This window comes from Dyella choica (assembly GCF_003977665.1).
Taxonomy (GTDB): domain Bacteria; phylum Pseudomonadota; class Gammaproteobacteria; order Xanthomonadales; family Rhodanobacteraceae; genus Dyella_B; species Dyella_B choica.
Genome location: NZ_RYYV01000005.1, coordinates 206,252 through 227,565, shown reverse-complemented (window position 1 = coordinate 227,565; position 21,314 = coordinate 206,252). Strand labels below are relative to the sequence as shown.

Below are 21,314 nucleotides of genomic sequence, written 5' to 3'. Positions count from 1 at the left end.
GTAGGCTGGGTTGCAAAACCCAGCATTGCCGTGCGTGCATCTGCGCAAAGCCGAGATCGTCAATCCAGCCTACGGCAGCCTAGCCCTCCTCTCCCACGGGAGAGGGGGTCTTTGCGCCGCGCCGTACCTTCCGCGCATACGCAATCGCCAGTAACGCGAACCAAACCGGGCTGGCCAGCAAGGCCTGGCGCGTATCTGCCTGCAAGGTCAGCAGCCACAGCACGAATGCAAAGAACGCCAGGCACACCCAGCACATCAGCACACCGCCCGGCATCTTGTATGTGGAAACGGCATGCAATTGCGGCCGTTTGCGCCGGTAGACGATATAGGCCACCAGGATCAGCGACCACACGAATATGAACAGTACCGCCGACAGCGTGGTGACCAGGGTGAAAGCAGTCACCACATTGGGCACCACATACACCAGCGTGGCGCCGGCCAGCAGGCACAGGCAGGAAAACACCAGGGCCTTCGAGGGCACCGCTGCTTGCGACAATCGCGCGAACAGACGCGGCGCATGGTTTTCCTCGGCCAGGCCGTAAAGCATCCGTCCGGTGGAAAAGATCCCGCTATTGGCCGACGAGGTAGCCGAGGTGAGCACCACGAAATTGACCAGGCTCGCCGCGGCGGGGATGCCAGCCAGCAGGAACAGCTCCACGAACGGACTCCTGCCCGGATGGACCAGCCGCCACGGCGTTACGGCCATGATCACCACCAGCGCCAGCACGTAGAACAAGATGATGCGCACCGGGATGGAGTTGATCGCCTTGGGCAGGTTGCGCATGGGATCGGCTGTTTCCGCCGCCGCCGTGCCCACCAACTCGACACCGACAAAAGCGAACACCGCCAACTGGAAGCCGGCGAAAAAACCGTCCACGCCGGTGGGGAACAAGCCGCCATCACTCCACAGATTGGCCAGCGTAGCGCGATGACCCAACGGCGAAGTGAATCCAAATGCCACCATACCGAAGCCGATCGCAATCAGCGCGCCGATCGCCAGGATCTTGATCAACGCGAACCAGAACTCCAATTCGCCAAACAGACGCACAGCGGTCAGGTTGAGCACCAGCAGCGTCAACACCCATAGCAGTGCCGGCCCCCACGGCGCCAAACCCGGGAACCAGAACTGTGCATAGGAAGCGATGGCGACCACGTCCGCGATGGCGGTTACGATCCAGCAGAACCAATAGGTCCAGCCGCAGAAAAAGCCCGCCCAGGGACCGAGCAAGTCGGTCGTGAAATCGATGAACGACTTGTATTCCAGGTTCGACAACAACAGCTCGCCCATCGCGCGCATCACGAAGAACAGCATCACGCCGATGATCAGGTACACCAGCAGTACCGAAGGCCCGGCCAGGCTGATCGTCTTGCCCGAGCCCATGAACAGGCCGGTGCCGATCGCACCACCGATGGCGATCAGTTGCAGATGGCGATTGGACAGGCTACGACGGAGGTGATCGGGTTGCTCGTGGGCAGCGGACATGCGGAGCGGCTTGTAAGAGAAAGCCGCTACCTTAGAGGAAATGCCCGTGAGCGGCTATCGCAGGTACGCAGGGCTATTTGTAGGAATAACCCCAATTCCGCGCTGCATGGAGACGGCTATGTTGGTGTTTGCACGCCAACCTACTTCACTACCCGCAAATGCGAGCCACCCCCTCGCTTGGGTTTGTCCCCATCTCCCGTCGGCGGCTCCGGCTCGGGTGGTGACGGCGGCGTATCGCCCGGCGCTTCGCCGCCGTGTTCCTCGTCTTCGGCCGGAAACATCATGCCCTGTCCGTTTTCCTGCGCGTACAAGGCCAGCACGGCCGGCACTGGAATCTGGATGCTGTGGCTGACGCCGGAGAAGCGGGCCTGGAAACTGATCCACTCGTTGCCCAGGTCCAGGTTGGCGACCGCGCGCATGGCCAGGTTGAGTACCACCTGCCCATTCTTGATTACGTGCGGCGGCACCCTCACGCCACTGCGGGTGGCGTCGACCAGCATGTAGGGAGTGAGGTTGTTGTCACTGATCCAGTCGTAGATCGCCCGCAACAGGTACGGACGGTTGGAACTCATGTTGGAATGTTGCTGGTTCGTCACCAGAAGGGCGCTCTAGCCGGTTTTGCGTGGACGTCGCCGGCATGGTCTGTTCGCAAACCGCAGGACCATCGGCGAAGGCAGACTGGCCGCCTGGCGATACGATGGACCGAAGGAATGCGGACAGACAGAGCCGGCCCCCGCGTATTGAATGAGAAAAGAAGGGGAAATGTCCAGAAGGCCGCTCCAGGCAAAACCGGCTAGAGCACCCTCAGCGCCTTTTCTTCTGCCGTCAGACTGCGGGCATACCCTTGACTATGGAACAGGCGCTCGCCGTAGTCCATGATCGGCTTGCCTTCACGCCCCAGATCGACGCCCAGTGACGGCAGCCGCCACACCACCGGCGTCACCAGGCAATCGGCCAGGCTCATTTCCGGGTTGAGGAAGAACTTGGACGCCTTGAACAACGGCAAGGCCGTCAACAGTTGCTCGCGCAGGCGCTTGCGCGCTGCGTCGGCCGGGCGGCCACCGGCCTTGATGTGTTCGATTTCCGGCAGCCAATCGCGCTCGATACGCACCGCCGCCAGCCGCAGCCTGGCGCGGGAGAGCGGATCGATCGGCATCAGGGGGGGATGCGGGTAGCGTTCGTCGAGGTACTCGCATACGACCGAGGTGTCGTACAGAGTAAGCTCCCGATCCACCAGGGTAGGAAGGCTGTGATAGGGATTCAGATCGAGCAGGTCCTGGGAGGGCTTGGCCGGGTCGATCACGACCAGGTCATAGGTGACTCCTTTCGCGGCCAGCACCAGCCTTACTCGATGACACTGGATGTCATCAGCAGCGGTGTACAGGGCGAGTACCGTCCGGGAACGAGCGTTCTGGACCATGCACCTTTCTCCCCTCCAGTTTGGCCGCAAGGATGGCGTGTGCCACCCTGCGGCCACAAGTCCCTTCTTTTTCTAAAAGGACGTCAGTGGACGTCCTTCCAATATTCTTTCTTCAGCAAGTATGCCAGGAAGGTGAAGCCCAACAGGAACAGCACCACCCAGATGCCGTAGTGGCGGCGCTGCAGAGCAGCCGGTTCGGCAGCGTAGGCCAGGAAATTGGTGACGTCGCGGGCCGCCTGCTGATACTCAGCCGGCGTGAGCTTGCCGGGATGGAGCAGCGTGAGCTTTTCTACCTGAGCATCGTCACCCGGCGTCGCCGGCTTCAGCTCCGGCACCTGCATGCCCTGCAATTCCCACAGCGGGAACGGCATCGCCGCATTCGGCAGGACGGTGTTGTTCCAGCCGATCGGACTCTTGGGGTCGAGGTAGAAGGAGTTGAGATAGGCGAACACCCAATCCTCGCCCTTGGCCGAAACTTCCAGCGAGAGATCCGGTGGCGCCTTGCCGAAGAACTTCTGCGCGTCGTCGGGCGGCATGTGCGAAACCACCGGATCGCCGAACTTGCCGCCGGTGAAGTCGAGGTTTTTCATCACGTCTTCCTCGGTCAAGCCGAGGTCGTCCGCAATGCGCTCGTAGCGCAGGTACTTGAGTGAATGGCAGCCCACGCAGTAGTTGAAAAAGATATGCGCACCGCGTTGCAGCGATGCCGTATCACGCAGATTGGTGCCGGCGTCAGGTAGCTCTGGACCTTCCGCCATCGCCGCCGGGGTGCCGAGCAGCAGGCCGAACACCAGCGCGAAAAAGGAAATGTAGCGCTTAATCATGCGTCGTCACCCGTTCCGGAACCGGCTTGGTCTTTTCCCAGCCAAGATGCGTGTACAGCCACAGGAATACGAAGAACCCGAAGTAGACCAGCACCATCACGCGGCCGAACAGGTTCTCCAGCGAGGTGACGTCCACACCCGCGCCGAACAGCATCGGAATCAGGTCGGCGGTGGAATCGGTACCGATCAACACCAGCCCGAAGAACGCCAGCACGAACAAGCCCAGCGCCACCTTGTAGCCGGTGCCGCGGTAACGAATGGACTTCACCTTGCCCGCATCGATCCAGGGCAGCAGGAACAGCAGCAGGATCGCACCAAACATGCCTAGCACGCCCCATACCGCTGTACCGAAAGCGGACGGAACCATGCGCACGATCGCGTAGAACGCGGTGAAGTACCACACCGGCTTGATCTGCGCCGGCGTGACGAGATTGTTCGCCGGCACCGAGTTGTCGTGTTCGAGGAACCAGCCGCCGAACGTCGGCTGGAAAAAGATGATGAAGGCGGCGATGGCAAGGAACAGGCCCACGCCGACCAGATCCTTCACCGTGTAGTACGGATGGAACGGAATGCCATCGGCCGGCTTGGTCGGGTCCCAGCGGTTGCCCTTCGGACCATGCTTCACGTCCACGCCATCGGGGTTGTTCGAACCCACTTCATGCAACGCGGCCAGATGCAGGACCACCAGCAGCAACAGCACCAGCGGTAGCGCGATGACGTGCAGGGCGAAGAAGCGATTGAGCGTGGCGTCCGCGGGCAGGTAGTCGCCCATGATCCACTCGACCAGGTCCTTGCCGATCACCGGGATGGTGCCGAACAGGGAGACGATCACCTTCGCGCCCCAGAACGACATGTTGCCCCATGGCAACACGTAGCCCATGAAGGCTTCGGCCATCAGCACCAGGAAGATCAGCATGCCTAGCAGCCACACCAGCTCGCGCGGCTTCTGGTACGAGCCGTACATGAGCCCGCGGAACATGTGCAGGTAAATCACCACGAAGAACAGCGACGCGCCGGTGGAGTGCATGTAACGGATCAGCCAACCCCACTCCACGTCACGCATGATGTACTGCACCGAATCGAACGCGCCGCTCGCGCTCGGGTCGTAGTTCATGGTGAGGAAGATGCCGGTGAGGATCTGGTTGACCAGCACCAGCAGGGCCAGCGAACCGAAGTAGTACCAGATGTTGAAATTCTTCGGCGCGTAGTACTCGGTCATGTGCTTGCGGTACACCGGCATCAAGCCGGGCGCGCGTTCATTGACCCATTCGCCCAGGGAAGAAAAAGCGTTCGAGAAGACGTTGGCCATTACGCATTCCCCTCCGCGTCCACGCCGATCTGCACGGTGGCGTCGTCGACAAAGTGATAAGGCGGAATCGCCATGTTCTTCGGCGCAGGCACACCCTGGTAGACGCGGCCGGCCATGTCATAGCGCGAGTGATGACAGGGGCAGTAGTAGCCGCCCTGCCAGTTTGGATCGAAAGGCTCGGCCTTCATCTGGCCCACGTAGTCGGGCACGCAGCCCAGGTGAGTGCAGATGCCGATCATCACCAGCCATTCGGGCTTGATTGAACGGGTGGGGTTCTGCGCGTATTTGGGCTGCTGATCGGCGGAGACGCCGGTGGAACTCGGGTCGACCAACCGGGCATCCTGCTTGGGCAGCGCCGCGAGCTGTATCGGCGTGCGATGGACGATGAATACCGGAAGGCTGCGCCAGGCCACGATCAGTTGCTGGCCCGGCTCGATCTTCTTGAGTGACTGCGTAACGGGGGCGCCGGCGGCCTTGGCTCTTGCACTGGGTTCCCACGACTTGATGAAAGGCACAGCTGCCGCCACTACGCCCACTCCTCCCACCACAGCGGTGGTTGTGGTGAGAAAGCGGCGGCGGCCATGATCGACGACTTCGTTCGCCATCAGGCTCTCCGGTACTTGCATGCCATTGACACTGCAGAAACCAGATTCTGCCGCTGCGGACGAGCTAAAGATTGCGCTTCGCCGACCGCCCCAGGATCGTGCCCCTGCAAAACAAGCGTTGCCTACAAAAATCGCGTTAGTCTAGCCTCAGGTCTAGAACCCTACAATAAAACCGCACGGGCGGTCACGTCGCTCTGCCACACTCATACGCTCACCTCTCCTCAAGACTGATTACGACATGAAGCATGCCGCCGGCATCGTCGCCTTTGTTGCCCGATTCGTGATACTCGGGCTGGCGATCGCGTTCGTGATCAGCCTGATTTGGCCGGGCGTCGGCGATGGTCTGCGCGCACGCTTCGGGTTGCCGCACACGGCCAATTCCGCCGCGATTTCGTCGGTAGCACAACCTGCTCCGTTCTCTTACGCCGATGCCGTTGCCAAAGCCGCACCTTCCGTCGTGAACATCTACGCCAACAAGATCGTGACCGAGCAGGCTGTACGCATGTTCACTGATCCTCTGATGCAGCAGCTGTTCGGCGGCGCGCCGGCAGGACCTCCAGTGTCACGGCGCGAACAGAACCTCGGCTCCGGCGTGATCGTCAGTGCGGACGGCTACGTGCTCACCAACAATCACGTGATCGCCAATGCCGACGACATCCAGGTGCTGCTCTACGACGGGCGCGTTGCGAAAGCCAAGCTGGTCGGCGCGGACGAGGAAACCGATCTGGCCGTACTGAAAATTGAAGCCGGCAACCTGCCGGTGATCCAGATGGCCGATCCGAAAAAGTTGCGCGTGGGCGACGTGGTGCTGGCCATCGGCAACCCGCTCAACCTCAATCAGACCGTGACCATGGGCATCATCAGCGCGATCGGTCGACAGTTGAGCAACAGCAGTCCGGAAGATTTCATCCAGACCGATGCCGCGATCAACCTCGGCAACTCCGGCGGTGCGCTGGTCAACAGCAACGGTGACCTGGTCGGTATCAACACCCTCCTTATCGGCAAGGCAGCCAATGCGGAGGGTATCGGTTTTGCCATTCCGGTCGATACGGCTACCAACGTACTGCGACAATTAATCGCAACCGGCCACGTAGTCCGCGGCTGGCTCGGCGCGAACTACGGTTTCGTGCCGGTGGCCGCCGACAGCGGCCTGCCGGCGGCGGCGGCACGTGGCGCCCAGGTTACCGATGTCTATGCCGGCGGCCCCGCCGCCGCGGCCGGCATCCAACCGCACGACATCTTGCTGCGGCTGGGCGAAGACGACATCCGCGATCCTGCTGACCTCGGCCGCCACGAAGAGCTGCTCAAGCCCGGCAGCAAGGTGGAAGTCTCCGGCCTGCGCAACGGCGTGCCGTTCCACGTGATGGTGAACGTGATCCAGCGTCCGCCGCGGATGCCTGCGACGATTTCGGCGGGGTAGGTTCGGATGCGGCCTACAGACTAGCCAGTGGCGGGTGCAATGCCTTGCTATAGCGCTGCAGCAGCTCCCCCACGCGCTGTACGTAGACCTGCGTTTCCGCAAACGGCGGCACACCGTTGTAATGCTGCACGGCAGAGGGGCCGGCGTTGTAGGCAGCAGCCGCCAGCCGCACGTCGCCGTTGAAGTTCCTCATCAACAGGCCGAGGTAGCGCGCACCTCCGCGGATGTTCTGCGCCGGATCAAAGGCATCGAGCACCCCCATGTTGTTGGCGGTGCCCGGCATCAATTGCATCAGCCCCTGCGCCCCCTTGAGCGACATCGCTCGCGGATTGAAGGCGCTTTCGGCGTGAATGATGGCGCGGATCAGCGCTTCGTCGACGCCCGACTCCAGACTCGCCTCGCGGATCGCGTCCTTGTAGGCGTCCAGGTTGAGTGCCACCGCCCCCCAGTTGATGGTCGAGTGCAGATTGCACGCCATGCAGGTGGCGATATAGCTGAACAGCTTCGTGACGTTGCTGGCCTGTGCCCCGCCCTGCGGGACATTGGTGTATTCCACACTGCCGTCGCGATGGGTAACCCGGTATACAGCGCCGCGCAGCACGCGGGTGTCCGGAGAATCCTGCGCGCCGCTGTCGGCCAGCGCGGATGACAAGCCGTTGTGCGACTCGCTGTAGGTCCACTGCCCGGGCTTGCCGGCAAGCGGGGCGGGCAGCACTCGAGCCGTGGACTCCACGCCCCCCGCCACCCGATCCAAGGAAGTAACGATAGGCGCGACCGGCCTGGCCGTGGTTTCCACCCACCCGGTCACCCAGGCCAGCGAACTGGCTTGGCTCGAAATCATGCGTCGCGGCCCCGCATGCGCCGCCGGGGTCGAGAAGGAAGCCACTTGCTGGCACTCCCGGTAACCCGCCTTGCTGCTGGTGAACACCACTTCCCCCTGCGATCCCGCGCAGCGATAAAGTGCGCCAGCCCGGGCCGGCCGCGCAGACAGCAGCAACAAGGCACAGCCCAGCAGCACCAGGATGGTGGTCAGAAACAGCGCAGGGAGGCGGCTTGCCCTGGAACCGCGCCCCCCCCTTTGGCATGCGGCGGCAAACATGGCGCGAAGTTTGCGCCCTCAACCGCCACGAGCCAAGCACGAATCGCCGAAATCGTGTGCCAGAACATGCATATACACGCCCCGCCAGCCGCCACAGCCATGTAGGTTGAGATGGCAATCGTAGGCTGGATTGCCAAGCCAAGCGCAGCCATCCATGCAGCCGTCTCACCGCAAGTGCTTGATCCATCAGTAGCAGCCCACCAACCGCGCGAGTACAATACGCGGTTCGATGCATTCCGCACCGCCTTCCGAATCCACGGTACCCGACGCCATGAGCGGCAAGCTTTTCATCAAGACCCACGGCTGCCAGATGAACGAGTACGACTCGGCCAAGATGGCCGACGTGCTGCGCGCGTCGCATGGCCTGGAATTGACCGAGGATGAGTCGGAAGCGGACGTGATCCTGGTCAACACCTGCTCAATCCGCGAGAAGGCGCAGGAAAAGGTGTTCAGCCAGCTCGGCCGCTGGCGCGAATACAAGCAAGGCGGCAAGCCCGTGCTGATCGGCGTGGGCGGCTGCGTTGCCTCGCAGGAAGGCGACGCAATCCTCAAGCGCGCGCCATTCGTGGACCTGGTATTCGGCCCGCAAACCCTGCACCGCCTGCCCGAGCTGATCGAAGCCAAGCGCGCCACCGGCAAGCCGCAGGTGGACGTGAGCTTTCCGGAGATCGAGAAGTTCGATCGCCTGCCCGAACCACGCGCCGAAGGCCCCACCGCCTTCGTCTCGATCATGGAAGGGTGCTCCAAATATTGCAGCTATTGCGTGGTGCCCTACACCCGCGGCGAGGAAATCAGCCGTCCGTTCGACGACGTGATCGTGGAAGTGGCGCAGCTGGCCGAACAGGGCGTGCGCGAAGTGATCCTGCTGGGCCAGAACGTGAACGCCTACCGCGGCCCCACGCACGACGGTGGCACGGCCGACCTGGCGCTGCTGATCCATGCCATTGCGCAAATCGAGAGCATCGGCCGCATCCGCTTCACTACCTCCCATCCGCTGGAATTCTCCGACTCGCTGGTCGAAGCCTATGCGAACGTGCCGAAGCTGGCCAATTTCCTGCACCTGCCTGTGCAATCCGGCTCGGATCGCGTGCTGGCGGCGATGAAGCGCGGTTATACGGCGCTGGAATTCAAACAGAAGCTGCGCAAGCTGCGCGCGGTGCGCCCGGACATCTGCGTCTCGTCCGATTTCATCGTCGGCTTCCCGGGCGAAACCGATGCCGATTTCGACAAGACCATGAAGCTGATCGACGACGTCGGCTTCGACCAGAGCTTCTCCTTCATTTTTTCCGCACGCCCAGGCACGCCGGCGGCGAATCTTGCCGACGACATGCCGGCCGCGGTGAAAAGCGAGCGCTTGGCGCGACTGCAAGCTGTGCTCAATGAGAACGCACGCAAGATCAACGAGGCCATGATCGGCAGCGTGCAACGCGTACTGGTGGAAAAGCCAAGCAGGAAAAACCCGAACGAACTAACCGGCCGCACCGAGAACATGCGCTATGTGAACTTCCCGGGGCCTGCCCGGCTGATCGGCCAGTTCGTGGACGTGGTGATCACCGAGGCGATGACCAACTCGCTGCGTGGGCGTATCGCCAGCGTGGATAGCGAAGCCGCCTGACTCACCGGCATGGGCGCCAACGCCGTACACATCCGCTTGATCCCGTTCCAGTCGCAGCATGCCGCCGCGGCAGGCCAGTTGATCGTGTCGATCCAGCGCGAGGAATTCGGCTTCGATATCGACCTGGAGCGCCAACCGGATCTTGCTGCGATCCCTGCTTACTACCAGCAGGGTGCGGGCAATTTCTGGATGGCCCTGGACCGGGAAAAAGTTGTCGGCACGATTGCGTTGAAGGATATCGGCGATCACACCGCGGCGTTGCGCAAGATGTTCGTGGCCGCCGAGTATCGCGGCGCGGAATGGGGCGTTGCCGCCAAGCTGTTGCAAGGTGCACTGGATTGGGCCAAGCAGCACGCTGTGCAAAACGTGTTCCTGGGCACCACGGACAAATTCCGTGCCGCGCATCGTTTTTACGAAAAGCACGGCTTCGCTCTGATCGAAAAAACGCAGTTGCCGGCGAGCTTTCCGTTCATGCCGGTTGATACGCGCTTCTATTGGCTCGATCTGAAGCAGTCAGACGCTGCATCACCGCCGTAAGCCGAGGCCTGGCGACCTTGCCTGCAATCAGGCACCGGTCCGGCTTTCGCCGGCGCTACGACCCACGAAAGAATTCGATAGCTATGAACAACGGTTTGAACCAACGCGATTTCGCCCTCGACCCGGAAGACAACGCCCGGCTCGCCAACCTGTGCGGTCCGTTCGACGAGCACTTGCGTCAAGTGGAACTGCGCCTGGGCGTGGAGATCGACCACCGCGGCAATCTGTTCCAGGTGATCGGCGAGGAAGCCGCCGCGCGCACCGGCGAGAAAGTACTGCGCGCGCTCTATGCCGCCACCGAAAGCGAGGCGCTCACCGGCGCGAAGATCAACCTGCACCTGGCCGAATCGGGCATCGACTCGATGGTGGAGGAGGCCGCCGAAAGCGCCCAGGAAGTGGTCATCAAGGTGAAGCGCGGCGTGATCAAAGGCCGTGGCCCGAACCAGGCGCGCTACCTGCACGCGATCAGCACCCACGACATCAGTTTTGGCGTTGGCCCCGCCGGCACCGGCAAGACGTATCTCGCCGTAGCCTGCGCCGTCGAGGCGCTGGAAGCCAATCGCGTACAGCGCATCCTGCTGGTACGGCCGGCCGTAGAAGCCGGTGAGAAGCTCGGCTTCCTGCCCGGCGATCTGTCGCAAAAGGTCGACCCCTACCTGCGCCCGCTGTACGACGCGCTTTACGAAATGCTCGGCTTCGAAAAAGTCGCCAAGCTGATCGAGCGCAACGTGATCGAGATCGCTCCGCTCGCCTATATGCGCGGCCGTACGCTCAACGACTCCTATGTCATTCTGGACGAAGCGCAAAACACCACCGTCGAGCAGATGAAGATGTTCCTCACTCGCATCGGCTTCGGTTCGGTGGCGGTGATCACCGGCGATGTCAGCCAGATCGACCTGCCCCGCCACGTGCGTTCCGGCTTGCGCCATGCGGTCGAAGTACTGCGCGGCGTGGATGGCATCAGCTTTACGTTCTTTACCTCCCGCGACGTGGTGCGCCACCCGCTGGTGGCCAAGATCGTGCGTGCCTATGAGGCATTCGAAGAGGTGACCAATGAGGGGCCGGGAACGGGCAACACGGACAACAAGCCTGGACGCGGGAGCTGAGGCCATGGCCGGCGAGTCCCTTGCCACCCTGCACTTGAGCTATGGCACCCCGCGTGCCGGCGTACCCTCGCCGGTCAGCTTCCGCCGCTGGGTGGAGGCGGCCCTCGCCGGCGCCCGCCGCCGCCGGCCGGCCGAGCTTTCTGTCCGCATCGTCGGCACACGGGAAGGCCGCATGCTCAACCGCACCTATCGCGACAAGGACTACGCCACCAACGTGCTGTCCTTCCCGGTGGAGCTGCCGCCGGGCGTGCGCCTGCCCTTGCTTGGCGACATCGCCATCTGCGCCCCGGTCGTGCGCCGCGAAGCCGCCGAACAGGGCAAGCTCGTGGCTCATCACTGGGCGCACCTCACCGTGCACGGGGTGCTGCACCTGCTGGGTTACGACCATATCGAAGAAGCCGAAGCGACACGGATGGAGGCGATGGAAACGCGCATCCTCAAAGGCTTGGGTGTTCCTGATCCCTACTGACCCACCCGGTTGCGGGGACTCCCTCCCTTGCTTGCAGGGGAGGGCTGAGGTGGGGTTGCACGAGCTTGCCGCGCTGTCTTAGCTCACTGCAAGGTTGCTTTACCCCACCCCAACCCTCCCCTACTACACGTAGGGCAGGGAGCAGATAGCCGCCAGCTGAGATATCGCGCGAATCTGGTGCTCACCAGGGGACCACCAGAGCGCTGCAAGCCCTTGCCTAAGGCCCGCCCGTCCCCATGTTCATCAGCCCACCCTTTGTCTCTGAACAGCAAAGGCTTTTCCGCTAAACTGACTTTCCCGCCCCACTTGGGCTGTCTTTTCAAGAGTAATGAACGAGGACCCTGGCAGTACCAGCGGCCCGGTCCACCGAAAATGGTGGGATCGACTGGGCCATCTGTTTTCCGGCGAACCGCGCAACCGCGAAGAACTGATCGACGAGTTGCGAACCGCCCAGGCCAACGGCCTGCTGAGCGCCGACACCTTGCCCATGCTGGAAGGGGCGCTGCGAGTCACTGAGCTCAACGTCGACGACGTGATGGTGCCGCGCGTGCAGATCGTGATGATCGACGTGGACTCGCCGCTTCCAGACATCCTTGCCGCCGTGGTCGAATCCGGCCACTCACGCTTCCCAGTACACGGCGAAGACAAGGACGACATCCTCGGCATCCTGCTTGCCAAGGACCTGCTCAAGACCTTCGGCAACGGCCACGACTTCGAGCTGCGCTCGATCTTGCGCCCGGCTGTGCTGATTCCCGAGTCGATGCGCCTGAACGTGCTGCTGGCGGAATTTCGCCGCAGCCGCAACCACATGGCCCTGGTGGTGGACGAATACGGCGGCGTCGCCGGTCTGGTCACCATCGAAGACGTGCTGGAGGAAATCGTCGGCGAAATCGACGACGAGCACGATGACGAGGAAGAGCCCAACCTCGTGCGCGCGCAGGCGGAAGGCGAATGGATCGTCGACGCCCTCACCCCGATCGCGGATTTCAATGAAGAAGTGGGCACGGGGTTCTCCGACGAGGAATTCGACACCGTCGGCGGCATGGTCACCGCCGAATTCGGCCACCTGCCCGAAGTCGGCGAGCAGATCGACATCGACAACTTCGCGTTTCACGTGACGCAGGCGGACGATCGGCGCGTGCAGCAGTTTCGGGTCTTGCGGCGCTAATCGCCGGCGCGCCGCTCTTTGCCGCGATGTAGGCTGGGTTGCAAAACCCAGCATTGCCTAGGCTGCGTACATGGCAATGCTGGGTTTCGCAACCCAGCCTACTGGCGTCTGGACCAACTACGTCAGTCACACACATCCGCTATCCTGACGCGTCCCGATAAAACCGCCCCTCCCATGACCAAGGCCGGCCGCTTCCTGCTCATCGCGCTCACCCTGCTGTGCTGCGCGATCCTTCCCGCCCATGCCGGTGTCGCCGACGGCCCCGGTGCCAACCTGGAAGTCTCCCTCATCACCTACGGCCCTGGTGACATCTACTGGGAACGCTTCGGCCACGATGCGATCGAACTGCGCGAAAGCGCCAGCGGCGAGGAAGTGGACTTCAACTACGGCGTATTCAACTTCGACGAGAAGAATTTCTTCTTCAACTTCGCGCGCGGCCGGATGCACTACCTGATCGACGCCGAGCCCACTACCGACGAAGAAAACTTCTACGTCCAAGCCGGCCGTTCGGTCACCAAACAGAAGCTTGCGCTCACCCCGCAGCAAACCGCCGCACTGCGCGATTTCCTGCTTTGGAACCTGCGTCCTGAAAACGCCGTCTACAACTACGACTACTACGTCGACAATTGCACCACCCGCGTGCGCGACGCACTCGATCACGCGTTAGGCGGCGTCATCAAGGCACGGCTTACCCAATTGCCTGGCGGCATGACCTACCGCCAGCAAACCGTGCGCCTGATGAGCGCACAGCCATGGCTGATGCTGATCCTCGACTTAGGTCTAGGGCCCTATGCCGATCAGCCGCTCAACGCTTGGCAGGAAAGCTTTCTGCCGGAAGAACTGCAAAAGAATGTACGCAACATTGCTGTTTCGGATGGCCGCGGCGGCACGCAGCCGCTGGTACAAAACGAAACCCTGCTCTCCCCCAACCGGCTGGACGCGCCATCCGCAACACCACCGGACTTGCGGATACCACTGGGTTTAGCCGGCTTGATCGTCGCCGTGCTGATCATCGTTACCTGGCGATACGCTCAACTCGCCCATGCGCTGCTTGGCAGCCTGTTCCTGCTGCTCGCAGGCCTCACCGGATTGGTCATGCTGATCCTCTGGACGCTTACTGCCCACCATTCAGCATGGTCCAACGCCAACCTCCTGTTGTTCAATCCTTTGGCCTTCCTGCTGATGCGCTCGACATGGCGCGCCCACCGGAACATGGTTCCTTCGCGTTTCGCCAACAGCGTGCTGTTACTGCAATTGATCGCAATGCTGCTAGCTCCGCTCATGCATCTGCTGCCCGATGTCATACAGCAGAACCAGCCGTGGATCTTGTTTGCGTTGCCATGCTGGCTGGCGCTGGCGTGGTCGCTGCGCAAGCCGCATACTTCGTTACATACCTGATCTAGCGTTACCTAGGGCCGCCTGCGCATCAGGCTGCAGCTTGCGACCCAATATTTGCGCAAGAGAACCGGCGAAGCTCGCCGTCATATGCTGGGAGTCGCGGAAAACGATCTTGTCATCCCGTATTGCTTGACATATGCCACTCGCGCAGATTGCATCATTCATGTCCAAGACGTGGACATTGTCAAACGGGGTTGCCGCCTTTTGCAGCGAGGCGTATATCCGGCTGGAGCGCTCATCCTTGAACACCACGCTGCAGTCGCGATCACCGCGCAACCATTTCGGACGAAGCGCATGCTCAGCCAGACACTCGGGCCCATCGAATGGCAAATGGGGAGTGGAGCGCAGCACATACACCTGACCCACCGACCTGCTCAGCTGCTGCATGACACTCTTCGAACCGCTCGTCCATTGCTCCTCTGAAAAAAGCGACCCGTCAGACGAACTCATAACGACAATATCCGGCTTTAGCGCCCCCATTCCGCTGAGCACAGAAGTTCGCCAGTTCGCGCATTCAGTATAGACGCGCCCTATGCGCGCATAAAAAATGGGCTGATCAACCATCGGGCAGGACGACTTGGTCAGCGCCACTAACCGCCATCCGGGCCGAACAAAGATCTTGGACAAGGCCGGAAACCATTGACCGGCGATGCTATCGCCCAGCAGCAAAGCCGTATGCGTCGCGTGCGGGTCTCCAAACCGGCAAGGACTGACTCGATCACTACGGTACCAGCCATCGCATCCCATCAAATAGATAACTGGGGCATCCCAATGAGATTGCGTTATGCGCCTTAGTTCAGGGCTATTAGCCAGGTCATCGGCGTACCCGATCCATTTCATTAAACCGGCCATGGACAACGCCATGACGGCCAGGCACCCGTATAACGCTACCCGTTTATGAACAAACCACCAGCGTTGATGCCGAACGGGTGATTCCACAAAACGATACGAAGCTATCGCGAGCAACAATGAAACAAGCACATACCCCACTCGATGCACGGGAGCATTCGAACCAGTCAAGGCTTGTCCCAGCAAGAGTATCGGCCAGTGCCACAAATACCAGGAATAGGAAATCCGTCCGATCGCCTGCAGCATCGAAAATGACAGTACGCGCTGGAGAAAGGTCCGATGCTGGGTGCTGCCAGAGGCCACAACCATCGCAGCCCCAACCGTAGGCACGAGGGCATACAACCCCGGGTAAGGCCTGTTGGCATCGAGCAAACATCCAGCAGCCAATAACATCACCAGGCCCACACCACCCATAGCGCTCAGGCCTGCACCACTGGAGCACCGCTTGGAAAGCCAACCGGCATCTGTCCGAAATTCCAGCCAGATCAGCGCCCCCAGTGCAAACTGCCAAGCTCGAAGTGGCATCATGTAAAACGCGAGCTGCGGCTGCCTGTAGGTGGTCAAAACACAAGCGGCGAAGCTGCAAAGCGCGATCAGCAGCATCCCGAGGCGTAACCGGCCGATACCTCGCCCTCCCGCTTTGCGCAATACCAGGTAAATCAATGCGGGCCAAACCAGATAGAACTGTTCTTCCACCCCTAAAGACCAGGTATGCAGAAAGAGGTTGGTCTCGTTACCCGCAGCAAAGTAGTTGAGCTTGTCGAGTGCAAAATGCACATTGCTGAGCCAGCCCAAAGCACTGATACCGGTTGTAGCCTGCGTGATTTGCGCCGTTGGCGAAAGAATCCAAGCGGCCAAAACACTGCTGCCCAGCAGCATGACCAGTAATGCAGGGAAGAGGCGCCGCAGGCGGCGCAGATAGAAATCACCGAACTGCAGGCTACCAGCGCGTGTTACCTCCTGAATCAGCAAGCCCGTGATCAAGAAGCCTGACAGCACAAAGAAGATATCGACCCCGACAAATCCGCCGCTGAGCCCTGGAACGGCGGCATGTGCACCTATCACCAATAAAACGGCAATGGCGCGTAGTCCCTCGATGTCTGCTCGATAGCCAAGTCGAAATTCATCTTTTCGGATAGTCACAACTCGAACACTCCCCTGCCTTCCTTACGTAACCGCGGGCACCTTTCATCGCTATCCAGCACGCTCCAGAACACCGAGACCTGGCGGAAGCCACCCCTTGATTTGCGCAGTATCCCCATTGGCATCATGATTTGGCAATGAGCGCCTCTCCTGCACCCATAATGACACCAGCCGCATCTACAATGGTTGTCAACTGCGTCGCATATCAAAAAGACGGTACGCGCCTACGCGACATCAGCATCGAGGACATCAGTGAAGTACTCAAGGAGCCGGACACCTTCGTCTGGGTAGGTTTGCACGAACCGGACAGTCCGCTGTTGCTGAAGTTGCAGGAAGAATTCGACCTGCACGACCTAGCCGTGGAAGACGCCCGCTGCGCCCACCAGCGCACCAAGGTGGAAACTTACGGTGATTCCCTGTTTATCGTCGTGCAGACCGCGCAATTGATCGGCGGCCATATTGCTTTCGGCGAAACCCATATCTTCCTGGGCCAGCGCTACCTCATCACCATCCGCCACGGCGCGTCGCTCTCGTACAAACCGGCACGCCTGACCTGTGAAAAAACACCCGACTTGCTGGCACTAGGTCCGAGCTATGGCCTCTATGGCGTACTCGACTTCGTCGTCGACAACCTGCTACCCATCGTGCGCGAATTCCGCGAAGAACTGCAGATGCTGGAAGCAGACATTTTCTCCAACACCCTCAATCGCGATACCGTCCGCCGCCTCTACGACATGCAGCGCGACCTGATGAGCCTGCGGCTAGCCGTCGCACCCATGCAGGACGTCATCAATCAACTCGTCCGCCTCCACCCCGAACTCATCCCGGATGAACTGCGCGTCTACTTCCGCGATGTCTACGACCACGTCTTCCGCGTCAACGAATCCATCAGCGCCATGCGTGAAATGCTCGCTGCCGCCATCAACGTCAACCTGGCCCTGGTCACCTTCGGCCAGAACGAGGTGATGAAGAAACTGGCTGGCTGGGCCGCGATGCTTGCCGCGCCCACGTTGATCACCAGTTGGTATGGCATGAATTTCACCCACATGCCGGAGCTAAGTCAGCCATGGGCCTATCCGGCAATCACGGGCCTGGTGGCTTGCGTGGTTGGCGCAATTTATTTGTGGCTGAAGCGTGCAAAGTGGCTTTGAGAGCCCTTCCCAAAAAAATGGGAAGGGCTTCGCAGGTTCACATCACTTATCGGTTTCCGCCGTCCACTTTTTCAACCAGGCATTGACCGTTTCGTGCCACTGCACGCTGTTCTGCGGCTTGAGCACCCAGTGATTCTCGTCCGGGAAGGTGAGCAATTCACTGGGAATGCCCTGTCTCTGCAACGCAGTGAACGCTCCCAGGCCCTGCGTGATCGGAATGCGGAAGTCGTTGCCCGAGTGGACCACCAGCATCGGCACGCGCCAATCCTTGACATGGTTGACTGGATTGAATTTCTCGTAGTTCGCCGGCACGTCGAACTGCGCCCCGCCGTTTTCGCGCTCTTCAAACCATAGTTCTTCGGTGGCGTAGTACATCATGCGGGCATCGAACACGCCGTCGTGGTCTACCAGGCATTTCCACGGCTTGTTCCATACGCCGGCAATCCAGTACGTCATGTAACCGCCATAGCTCGCGCCGAGCGCGCAAGCACGATCGCCATCCAGGAAGTGATATTTATCGAGTGCCGCCTGCCAGCCAAGCTTGAGGTCTTCCAGCGGTTTGCCGCCCCAGTCACCCGAAATGGAGTCCGTAAACGCCTGGCCGTAACCCGTGGAACCGTGAAAATTGATGGTCACCACGGCAAAGCCCTGGCCCGCATACGTCTGGGGATTCCAGCGATAGCTCCAGTCATTGTTCATGGCACCCTGCGGACCGCCATGGATGATGAAGGCAACCGGGTAGTGGTGGCCCGCCTTGTAGTCCACCGGCTTTACGACGTAGCCCTGCACCGTTTCATTGTTCCAGCCCTTGAAGGTGAAGAACTCCGCATCACCCACCCTGGCGTTCTTCAGGCGCTCCGCGTTGAAATGCGTGATCTGCTTCAAGCCCTTGCCTTCGATGCTGGCGGTGTAGAGATCGGATGGACGCTTCAGATCGTCCCGTGCCAGCAGGACGCGCTTGCCAACCAGCGAATAGCTGCTTACGGCGCCATTGCCTACCAGCTTCTCAACCTTGCCGGTAGCAACGTCCACCGCAAACAGCGGGTGCTGCCCTTGGTCATCCGCAGTGACGAGCAAGGTCTTGCCATCGGCACTCACTTGCATGCCGCCGGCAGAACGATCCCAAGCGGGATCGATTTCACGCGAGGTGCCCGTTGCCAGATCCAAAGCCATGATGCCAAAACGATCGGCCTCGAAGCCGGGCGTCTTCATGGCGAGGTAGTAAAGCGTCTTGCCATCGGGCGACGGAACCGGGGCGGTATCCCAGGCTCTATTGGCTTCGGTGAGGTTCTGCGGTGCGGACGCGCCGTCTGCCGACACCTTATAGATGTCGAAGTTGGTGGACCACGGCTCGCTGTTGCCCGCGATGCGCACATCGAAGTACACGGTACGGCCATCGGGCGAGAAGGCGAACTCGCTATCGTCGCCGAACGGCTTGCTGGGGATGTCGCCATCCATACCACGACTCAGCCACGTCGGCTCCGCTGGCAGGCTTCCGTCCGCAGCAAAGTGCGCGATGTACAACTGATTGCGGCGCCCGTCTGCCCAAGTGTCCCAGTGACGCACGAACAGCTTCTGGTAGACCGTGCCGGTGGACTTGTCCTTGGCGCGGCCATCGAGGCGCTCCTTGGTGCAGGCCAGGTCGTTGCAATCGGTAAACACGGCATAAGAAAGCAGCACGCTCTTGCCATCCGGCGAAAGCCTATAAGCGTCGATGTCCAAGGGGCCGTGGCTTACCTGCACCGGCTCGGAAGTCGCCGGCAGATCGAGGCCATGCTTGCCGGCTTGAAAGTCCAATCGCCACAGTTGGGCGACGCCGTCAGCAGGAGCGATGTAGTAGAGACTATCTCCGTCCGGTGACCAGCGCGGGTAGGATGCCTTGGAGACCACTTTGACCGGCTTGCTACTGGACTCAGCCAGGTCCTGCACGTAAATCGCGTTGACACCCTTGTTCGCCGCATAGTCGGTGCTGCGAACATTGAAGGCGGCGTAACGGGCATCCGCTGAGAGCTGCGGGTCGCTGACCCGGTCCATCATCACTAGATCGCTGATAGCGAAAGGATGCGGCGAATGATCTTCCACAGGCGTGCCGTGGGGCGATTCCGTCGCTGTCGATACGACAGGTAGGGCCAACAGCAGCGCAGCGAGCATGAGCTTCATACCATCTCCTCAATTCAGTGACTTAGCCTTGCGCCAAGCGAGCGCTCTCGGCCGCAGCAGACTCCGATCAGCATCCGCACGGCTAGGCCAAGGACAAGTGCGTAATAGTCCCCAACGCTGCTTTTTGCGGCAAGGGGGCTTCGCCGATCACATGCACAAGGGAATGACGATGCTGCGTGCCTTAACCTGCCGCAAAACTGACAAAAAATGTCACAGATGGACGCAAAAGATTCTCTCGCCGCTCGGCCGGAGGCAGCACAGGGCGCTGGAAGTGGCTTACCTTGCTCCGGGGCAAATTGTCTTTCGTGACGCTTACCACAGTACGAGCAGCCGCCTTCCCAAGGGCTTTTTGCCGGCCACGCCGTGGCATGTATAGTGCATCGACTGAGTCAGCTTCCTGGTCGTTCCTGACCATGATGAGTGGGGCCGATCCTGCCTAGGGGGTTTCGGGACTGGGGCTCAGGGGGCATCAACGGTTAGCTAACCAAAGCAAAGGAACCATCCATGAAGACCATGCAAAAAGGCTTTACCCTGATCGAACTGATGATCGTGGTTGCGATCATCGCGATCCTGGCCGCTATCGCCATTCCGCAGTACCAGAACTACATCACCAAGTCGCAGTTCTCTGAGACGCAAACGATCGCCGATGGCCTGAAGACCCCGATCGTGGAGTACTTCAACCAGACCGGCCAATGCCCAGCCAATGGCACGGGCGGCATCGCGTTGGACACGAGCTACGTCGGCAAGTACGTTGCTAAGGCAGACACCGCCGGCGGTGCTGGCCCGTGCACGATCCAAATGGCGTTCAAGGCTGCTGGTTCGGTGTCCTCACCGCTGGTGGGTAAGACGGTAACCATCACTGGCACCAACAACGGCGGCACCTTCTCGTGGGTCTGCACGACCAACGGACTTGCAACTCAGTACAAGCCCGCTGTTTGCAACTAATTAGGTAGTATCTCGTAACTGCCTTAGTGCAACGGTTTCAATCCGAAGGGGCTCCTAATTCTTGGAGCCCTTTCTTTTGCGACGCAGGTCCGTTTTGAACGGATTCATGGCACGCTGGTTGCTCTCGATTTTTTGGTATCCGTGAAGGGGGATCACGCAAACCATGAAGACCCAAAAAGGTTTCACGTTAATCGAACTGATGATTGTGGTGGCCATTGTCGCTATCCTTGCCTCCATCGCCATCACTGTCTACCAAAATTCCACTGGCAAGGCACAACTGAGTGAAGCCTTCACTATCGTCGACGGCATGAAGACCCCGATAGCGGAGTACTACAATCAGACTGGCAACTGCCCCGCCACCGGCAGCAATGGTCTCAGCGCGGCCGCAAGCTACAGCGGCAAATTCGTAGCGCAAGTAGACGTTTCGCCAATCGTTGCCGGCGGCTGCACAGTGACAGCTACCATGCGCAATGCAAGCATCTCGCCTCGATTGCAGGGTAAAACAGTGACGTTCACCCTAAGCGCAAGCAGCGGTACAGCCGACTGGCAATGCACCAGCAACGCGGATGCGACCTATCTGCCAGCGACCTGCCAATAAACGCTGAAGCAGCCT

Annotated in this window: 19 protein-coding genes; 10 read left to right on the top strand and 9 right to left on the bottom strand. The window is 60.7% G+C overall.

What is annotated here, in order from left to right:
• Positions 1 to 79: 79 nt before the first annotated feature.
• From cycA to petA, 6 genes are all read right to left on the bottom strand, one after another.
• Positions 80 to 1,483 carry a D-serine/D-alanine/glycine transporter gene (gene cycA / locus EKH80_RS08690; protein WP_126684337.1) on the bottom strand — a complete coding sequence of 468 codons (1,404 nt, stop codon included), beginning with the start codon at positions 1,481 to 1,483 and terminating at the stop codon, positions 80 to 82.
• A 140-nt stretch (positions 1,484 to 1,623) separates the two neighbouring features.
• Positions 1,624 to 2,055: a ClpXP protease specificity-enhancing factor gene (locus tag EKH80_RS08685; protein ID WP_126684336.1), complete on the bottom strand. Its 432-nt coding sequence runs from the start codon at positions 2,053 to 2,055 to the stop codon at positions 1,624 to 1,626.
• Between the two features lie 221 nt (positions 2,056 to 2,276).
• Positions 2,277 to 2,903 carry a glutathione S-transferase N-terminal domain-containing protein gene (locus tag EKH80_RS08680; RefSeq protein WP_126684335.1) on the bottom strand — a complete coding sequence of 209 codons (627 nt, stop codon included), beginning with the start codon at positions 2,901 to 2,903 and terminating at the stop codon, positions 2,277 to 2,279.
• An 83-nt stretch (positions 2,904 to 2,986) separates the two neighbouring features.
• Positions 2,987 to 3,727 carry a cytochrome c1 gene (locus EKH80_RS08675; RefSeq protein ID WP_196240358.1) on the bottom strand — a complete coding sequence of 247 codons (741 nt, stop codon included), beginning with the start codon at positions 3,725 to 3,727 and terminating at the stop codon, positions 2,987 to 2,989.
• The gene (locus EKH80_RS08670; RefSeq protein ID WP_126684334.1) at positions 3,720 to 5,036 is read right to left on the bottom strand and encodes a cytochrome b; all 1,317 of its coding nucleotides are present in this window, start codon (positions 5,034 to 5,036) and stop codon (positions 3,720 to 3,722) included. Before EKH80_RS08670 ends, EKH80_RS08675 begins: the two co-directional genes overlap by 8 nt.
• Positions 5,036 to 5,641, bottom strand: a complete 606-nt coding sequence (gene petA / locus EKH80_RS08665) for a ubiquinol-cytochrome c reductase iron-sulfur subunit (RefSeq protein ID WP_126684333.1) — start codon at positions 5,639 to 5,641, stop codon at positions 5,036 to 5,038. Before petA ends, EKH80_RS08670 begins: the two co-directional genes overlap by 1 nt.
• A gap of 238 nt (positions 5,642 to 5,879) precedes the next feature.
• Between petA and EKH80_RS08660 the strand changes: the two genes are divergently transcribed.
• Entirely contained in the window at positions 5,880 to 7,061 is a 1,182-nt protein-coding gene (locus tag EKH80_RS08660; protein ID WP_126684332.1) for a S1C family serine protease, read from the top strand.
• Positions 7,062 to 7,074: 13 nt separating this feature from the next.
• Here the strand turns inward: EKH80_RS08660 and EKH80_RS08655 are convergent, their stop codons facing one another.
• Positions 7,075 to 8,160 carry a lytic transglycosylase domain-containing protein gene (locus EKH80_RS08655; RefSeq protein WP_126684331.1) on the bottom strand — a complete coding sequence of 362 codons (1,086 nt, stop codon included), beginning with the start codon at positions 8,158 to 8,160 and terminating at the stop codon, positions 7,075 to 7,077.
• A gap of 229 nt (positions 8,161 to 8,389) precedes the next feature.
• Between EKH80_RS08655 and miaB the strand changes: the two genes are divergently transcribed.
• The 6 genes from miaB (at position 8,390) to EKH80_RS08625 (ending at position 14,453) form a co-directional block, all read left to right on the top strand.
• Positions 8,390 to 9,775, top strand: coding sequence for a tRNA (N6-isopentenyl adenosine(37)-C2)-methylthiotransferase MiaB (gene miaB, locus EKH80_RS08650; protein ID WP_230473524.1), 1,386 nt, complete (start codon positions 8,390 to 8,392; stop codon positions 9,773 to 9,775).
• A gap of 9 nt (positions 9,776 to 9,784) precedes the next feature.
• Entirely contained in the window at positions 9,785 to 10,312 is a 528-nt protein-coding gene (locus tag EKH80_RS08645; RefSeq protein WP_126684329.1) for a GNAT family N-acetyltransferase, read from the top strand.
• An 83-nt stretch (positions 10,313 to 10,395) separates the two neighbouring features.
• Positions 10,396 to 11,418: a PhoH family protein gene (locus tag EKH80_RS08640; protein ID WP_126684328.1), complete on the top strand. Its 1,023-nt coding sequence runs from the start codon at positions 10,396 to 10,398 to the stop codon at positions 11,416 to 11,418.
• 4 nt (positions 11,419 to 11,422) lie between these two features.
• Positions 11,423 to 11,887 (top strand): rRNA maturation RNase YbeY, encoded by a 465-nt coding sequence (ybeY, locus tag EKH80_RS08635; protein ID WP_126684327.1) that lies wholly within the window; start codon positions 11,423 to 11,425, stop codon positions 11,885 to 11,887.
• A gap of 328 nt (positions 11,888 to 12,215) precedes the next feature.
• Complete coding sequence (locus EKH80_RS08630; protein WP_126684326.1) at positions 12,216 to 13,055, top strand: CorC family transporter; 840 nt, start codon at positions 12,216 to 12,218, stop codon at positions 13,053 to 13,055.
• 174 nt (positions 13,056 to 13,229) lie between these two features.
• Positions 13,230 to 14,453 carry a lipoprotein N-acyltransferase Lnb domain-containing protein gene (locus EKH80_RS08625; protein WP_126684325.1) on the top strand — a complete coding sequence of 408 codons (1,224 nt, stop codon included), beginning with the start codon at positions 13,230 to 13,232 and terminating at the stop codon, positions 14,451 to 14,453.
• Here EKH80_RS08625 and EKH80_RS08620 read toward each other — a convergent pair.
• Positions 14,442 to 16,445, bottom strand: a complete 2,004-nt coding sequence (locus EKH80_RS08620; protein WP_230473518.1) for an acyltransferase family protein — start codon at positions 16,443 to 16,445, stop codon at positions 14,442 to 14,444. The two genes, EKH80_RS08625 and EKH80_RS08620, sit on opposite strands and share 12 nt — an antisense overlap.
• A 182-nt stretch (positions 16,446 to 16,627) precedes the next feature.
• Here EKH80_RS08620 and EKH80_RS08615 point away from each other — a divergent pair, with 182 nt between their 5' ends.
• Positions 16,628 to 17,596: a magnesium and cobalt transport protein CorA gene (locus EKH80_RS08615; RefSeq protein ID WP_126684324.1), complete on the top strand. Its 969-nt coding sequence runs from the start codon at positions 16,628 to 16,630 to the stop codon at positions 17,594 to 17,596.
• Between the two features lie 42 nt (positions 17,597 to 17,638).
• On the opposite strand, the gene EKH80_RS08610 is transcribed toward EKH80_RS08615, so the two are convergent.
• Positions 17,639 to 19,756: an alpha/beta hydrolase family protein gene (locus tag EKH80_RS08610; RefSeq protein WP_126684323.1), complete on the bottom strand. Its 2,118-nt coding sequence runs from the start codon at positions 19,754 to 19,756 to the stop codon at positions 17,639 to 17,641.
• A 504-nt stretch (positions 19,757 to 20,260) separates the two neighbouring features.
• Between EKH80_RS08610 and EKH80_RS08605 the strand changes: the two genes are divergently transcribed.
• Both EKH80_RS08605 and EKH80_RS08600 read left to right on the top strand, forming a co-directional pair.
• On the top strand, positions 20,261 to 20,701 hold the full coding sequence (locus EKH80_RS08605; RefSeq protein ID WP_126684322.1) for a pilin: 441 nt from the start codon (positions 20,261 to 20,263) through the stop codon (positions 20,699 to 20,701).
• A 163-nt stretch (positions 20,702 to 20,864) separates the two neighbouring features.
• Positions 20,865 to 21,299, top strand: a complete 435-nt coding sequence (locus EKH80_RS08600; protein ID WP_126684321.1) for a pilin — start codon at positions 20,865 to 20,867, stop codon at positions 21,297 to 21,299.
• The last annotated feature ends 15 nt before the right edge of the window (positions 21,300 to 21,314 follow it).

Excerpts from the sequence above, each read along its gene's own strand:
- cycA (WP_126684337.1), bottom strand. The coding sequence starts at position 1,483 with ATGTCCGCTGCCCACGAGCAACCCGATCACCTCCGTCGTAGCCTGTCC.
- EKH80_RS08685 (WP_126684336.1), bottom strand. The coding sequence starts at position 2,055 with ATGAGTTCCAACCGTCCGTACCTGTTGCGGGCGATCTACGACTGGATC.
- EKH80_RS08680 (WP_126684335.1), bottom strand. The coding sequence starts at position 2,903 with ATGGTCCAGAACGCTCGTTCCCGGACGGTACTCGCCCTGTACACCGCT.
- EKH80_RS08675 (WP_196240358.1), bottom strand. The coding sequence starts at position 3,727 with ATGATTAAGCGCTACATTTCCTTTTTCGCGCTGGTGTTCGGCCTGCTG.
- EKH80_RS08670 (WP_126684334.1), bottom strand. The coding sequence starts at position 5,036 with ATGGCCAACGTCTTCTCGAACGCTTTTTCTTCCCTGGGCGAATGGGTC.
- petA (WP_126684333.1), bottom strand. The coding sequence starts at position 5,641 with ATGGCGAACGAAGTCGTCGATCATGGCCGCCGCCGCTTTCTCACCACA.
- EKH80_RS08660 (WP_126684332.1), top strand. The coding sequence starts at position 5,880 with ATGAAGCATGCCGCCGGCATCGTCGCCTTTGTTGCCCGATTCGTGATA.
- EKH80_RS08655 (WP_126684331.1), bottom strand. The coding sequence starts at position 8,160 with ATGTTTGCCGCCGCATGCCAAAGGGGGGGGCGCGGTTCCAGGGCAAGC.
- miaB (WP_230473524.1), top strand. The coding sequence starts at position 8,390 with ATGCATTCCGCACCGCCTTCCGAATCCACGGTACCCGACGCCATGAGC.
- EKH80_RS08645 (WP_126684329.1), top strand. The coding sequence starts at position 9,785 with ATGGGCGCCAACGCCGTACACATCCGCTTGATCCCGTTCCAGTCGCAG.
- EKH80_RS08640 (WP_126684328.1), top strand. The coding sequence starts at position 10,396 with ATGAACAACGGTTTGAACCAACGCGATTTCGCCCTCGACCCGGAAGAC.
- ybeY (WP_126684327.1), top strand. The coding sequence starts at position 11,423 with ATGGCCGGCGAGTCCCTTGCCACCCTGCACTTGAGCTATGGCACCCCG.
- EKH80_RS08630 (WP_126684326.1), top strand. The coding sequence starts at position 12,216 with ATGAACGAGGACCCTGGCAGTACCAGCGGCCCGGTCCACCGAAAATGG.
- EKH80_RS08625 (WP_126684325.1), top strand. The coding sequence starts at position 13,230 with ATGACCAAGGCCGGCCGCTTCCTGCTCATCGCGCTCACCCTGCTGTGC.
- EKH80_RS08615 (WP_126684324.1), top strand. The coding sequence starts at position 16,628 with ATGGTTGTCAACTGCGTCGCATATCAAAAAGACGGTACGCGCCTACGC.
- EKH80_RS08610 (WP_126684323.1), bottom strand. The coding sequence starts at position 19,756 with ATGAAGCTCATGCTCGCTGCGCTGCTGTTGGCCCTACCTGTCGTATCG.
- EKH80_RS08605 (WP_126684322.1), top strand. The coding sequence starts at position 20,261 with ATGAAGACCATGCAAAAAGGCTTTACCCTGATCGAACTGATGATCGTG.
- EKH80_RS08600 (WP_126684321.1), top strand. The coding sequence starts at position 20,865 with ATGAAGACCCAAAAAGGTTTCACGTTAATCGAACTGATGATTGTGGTG.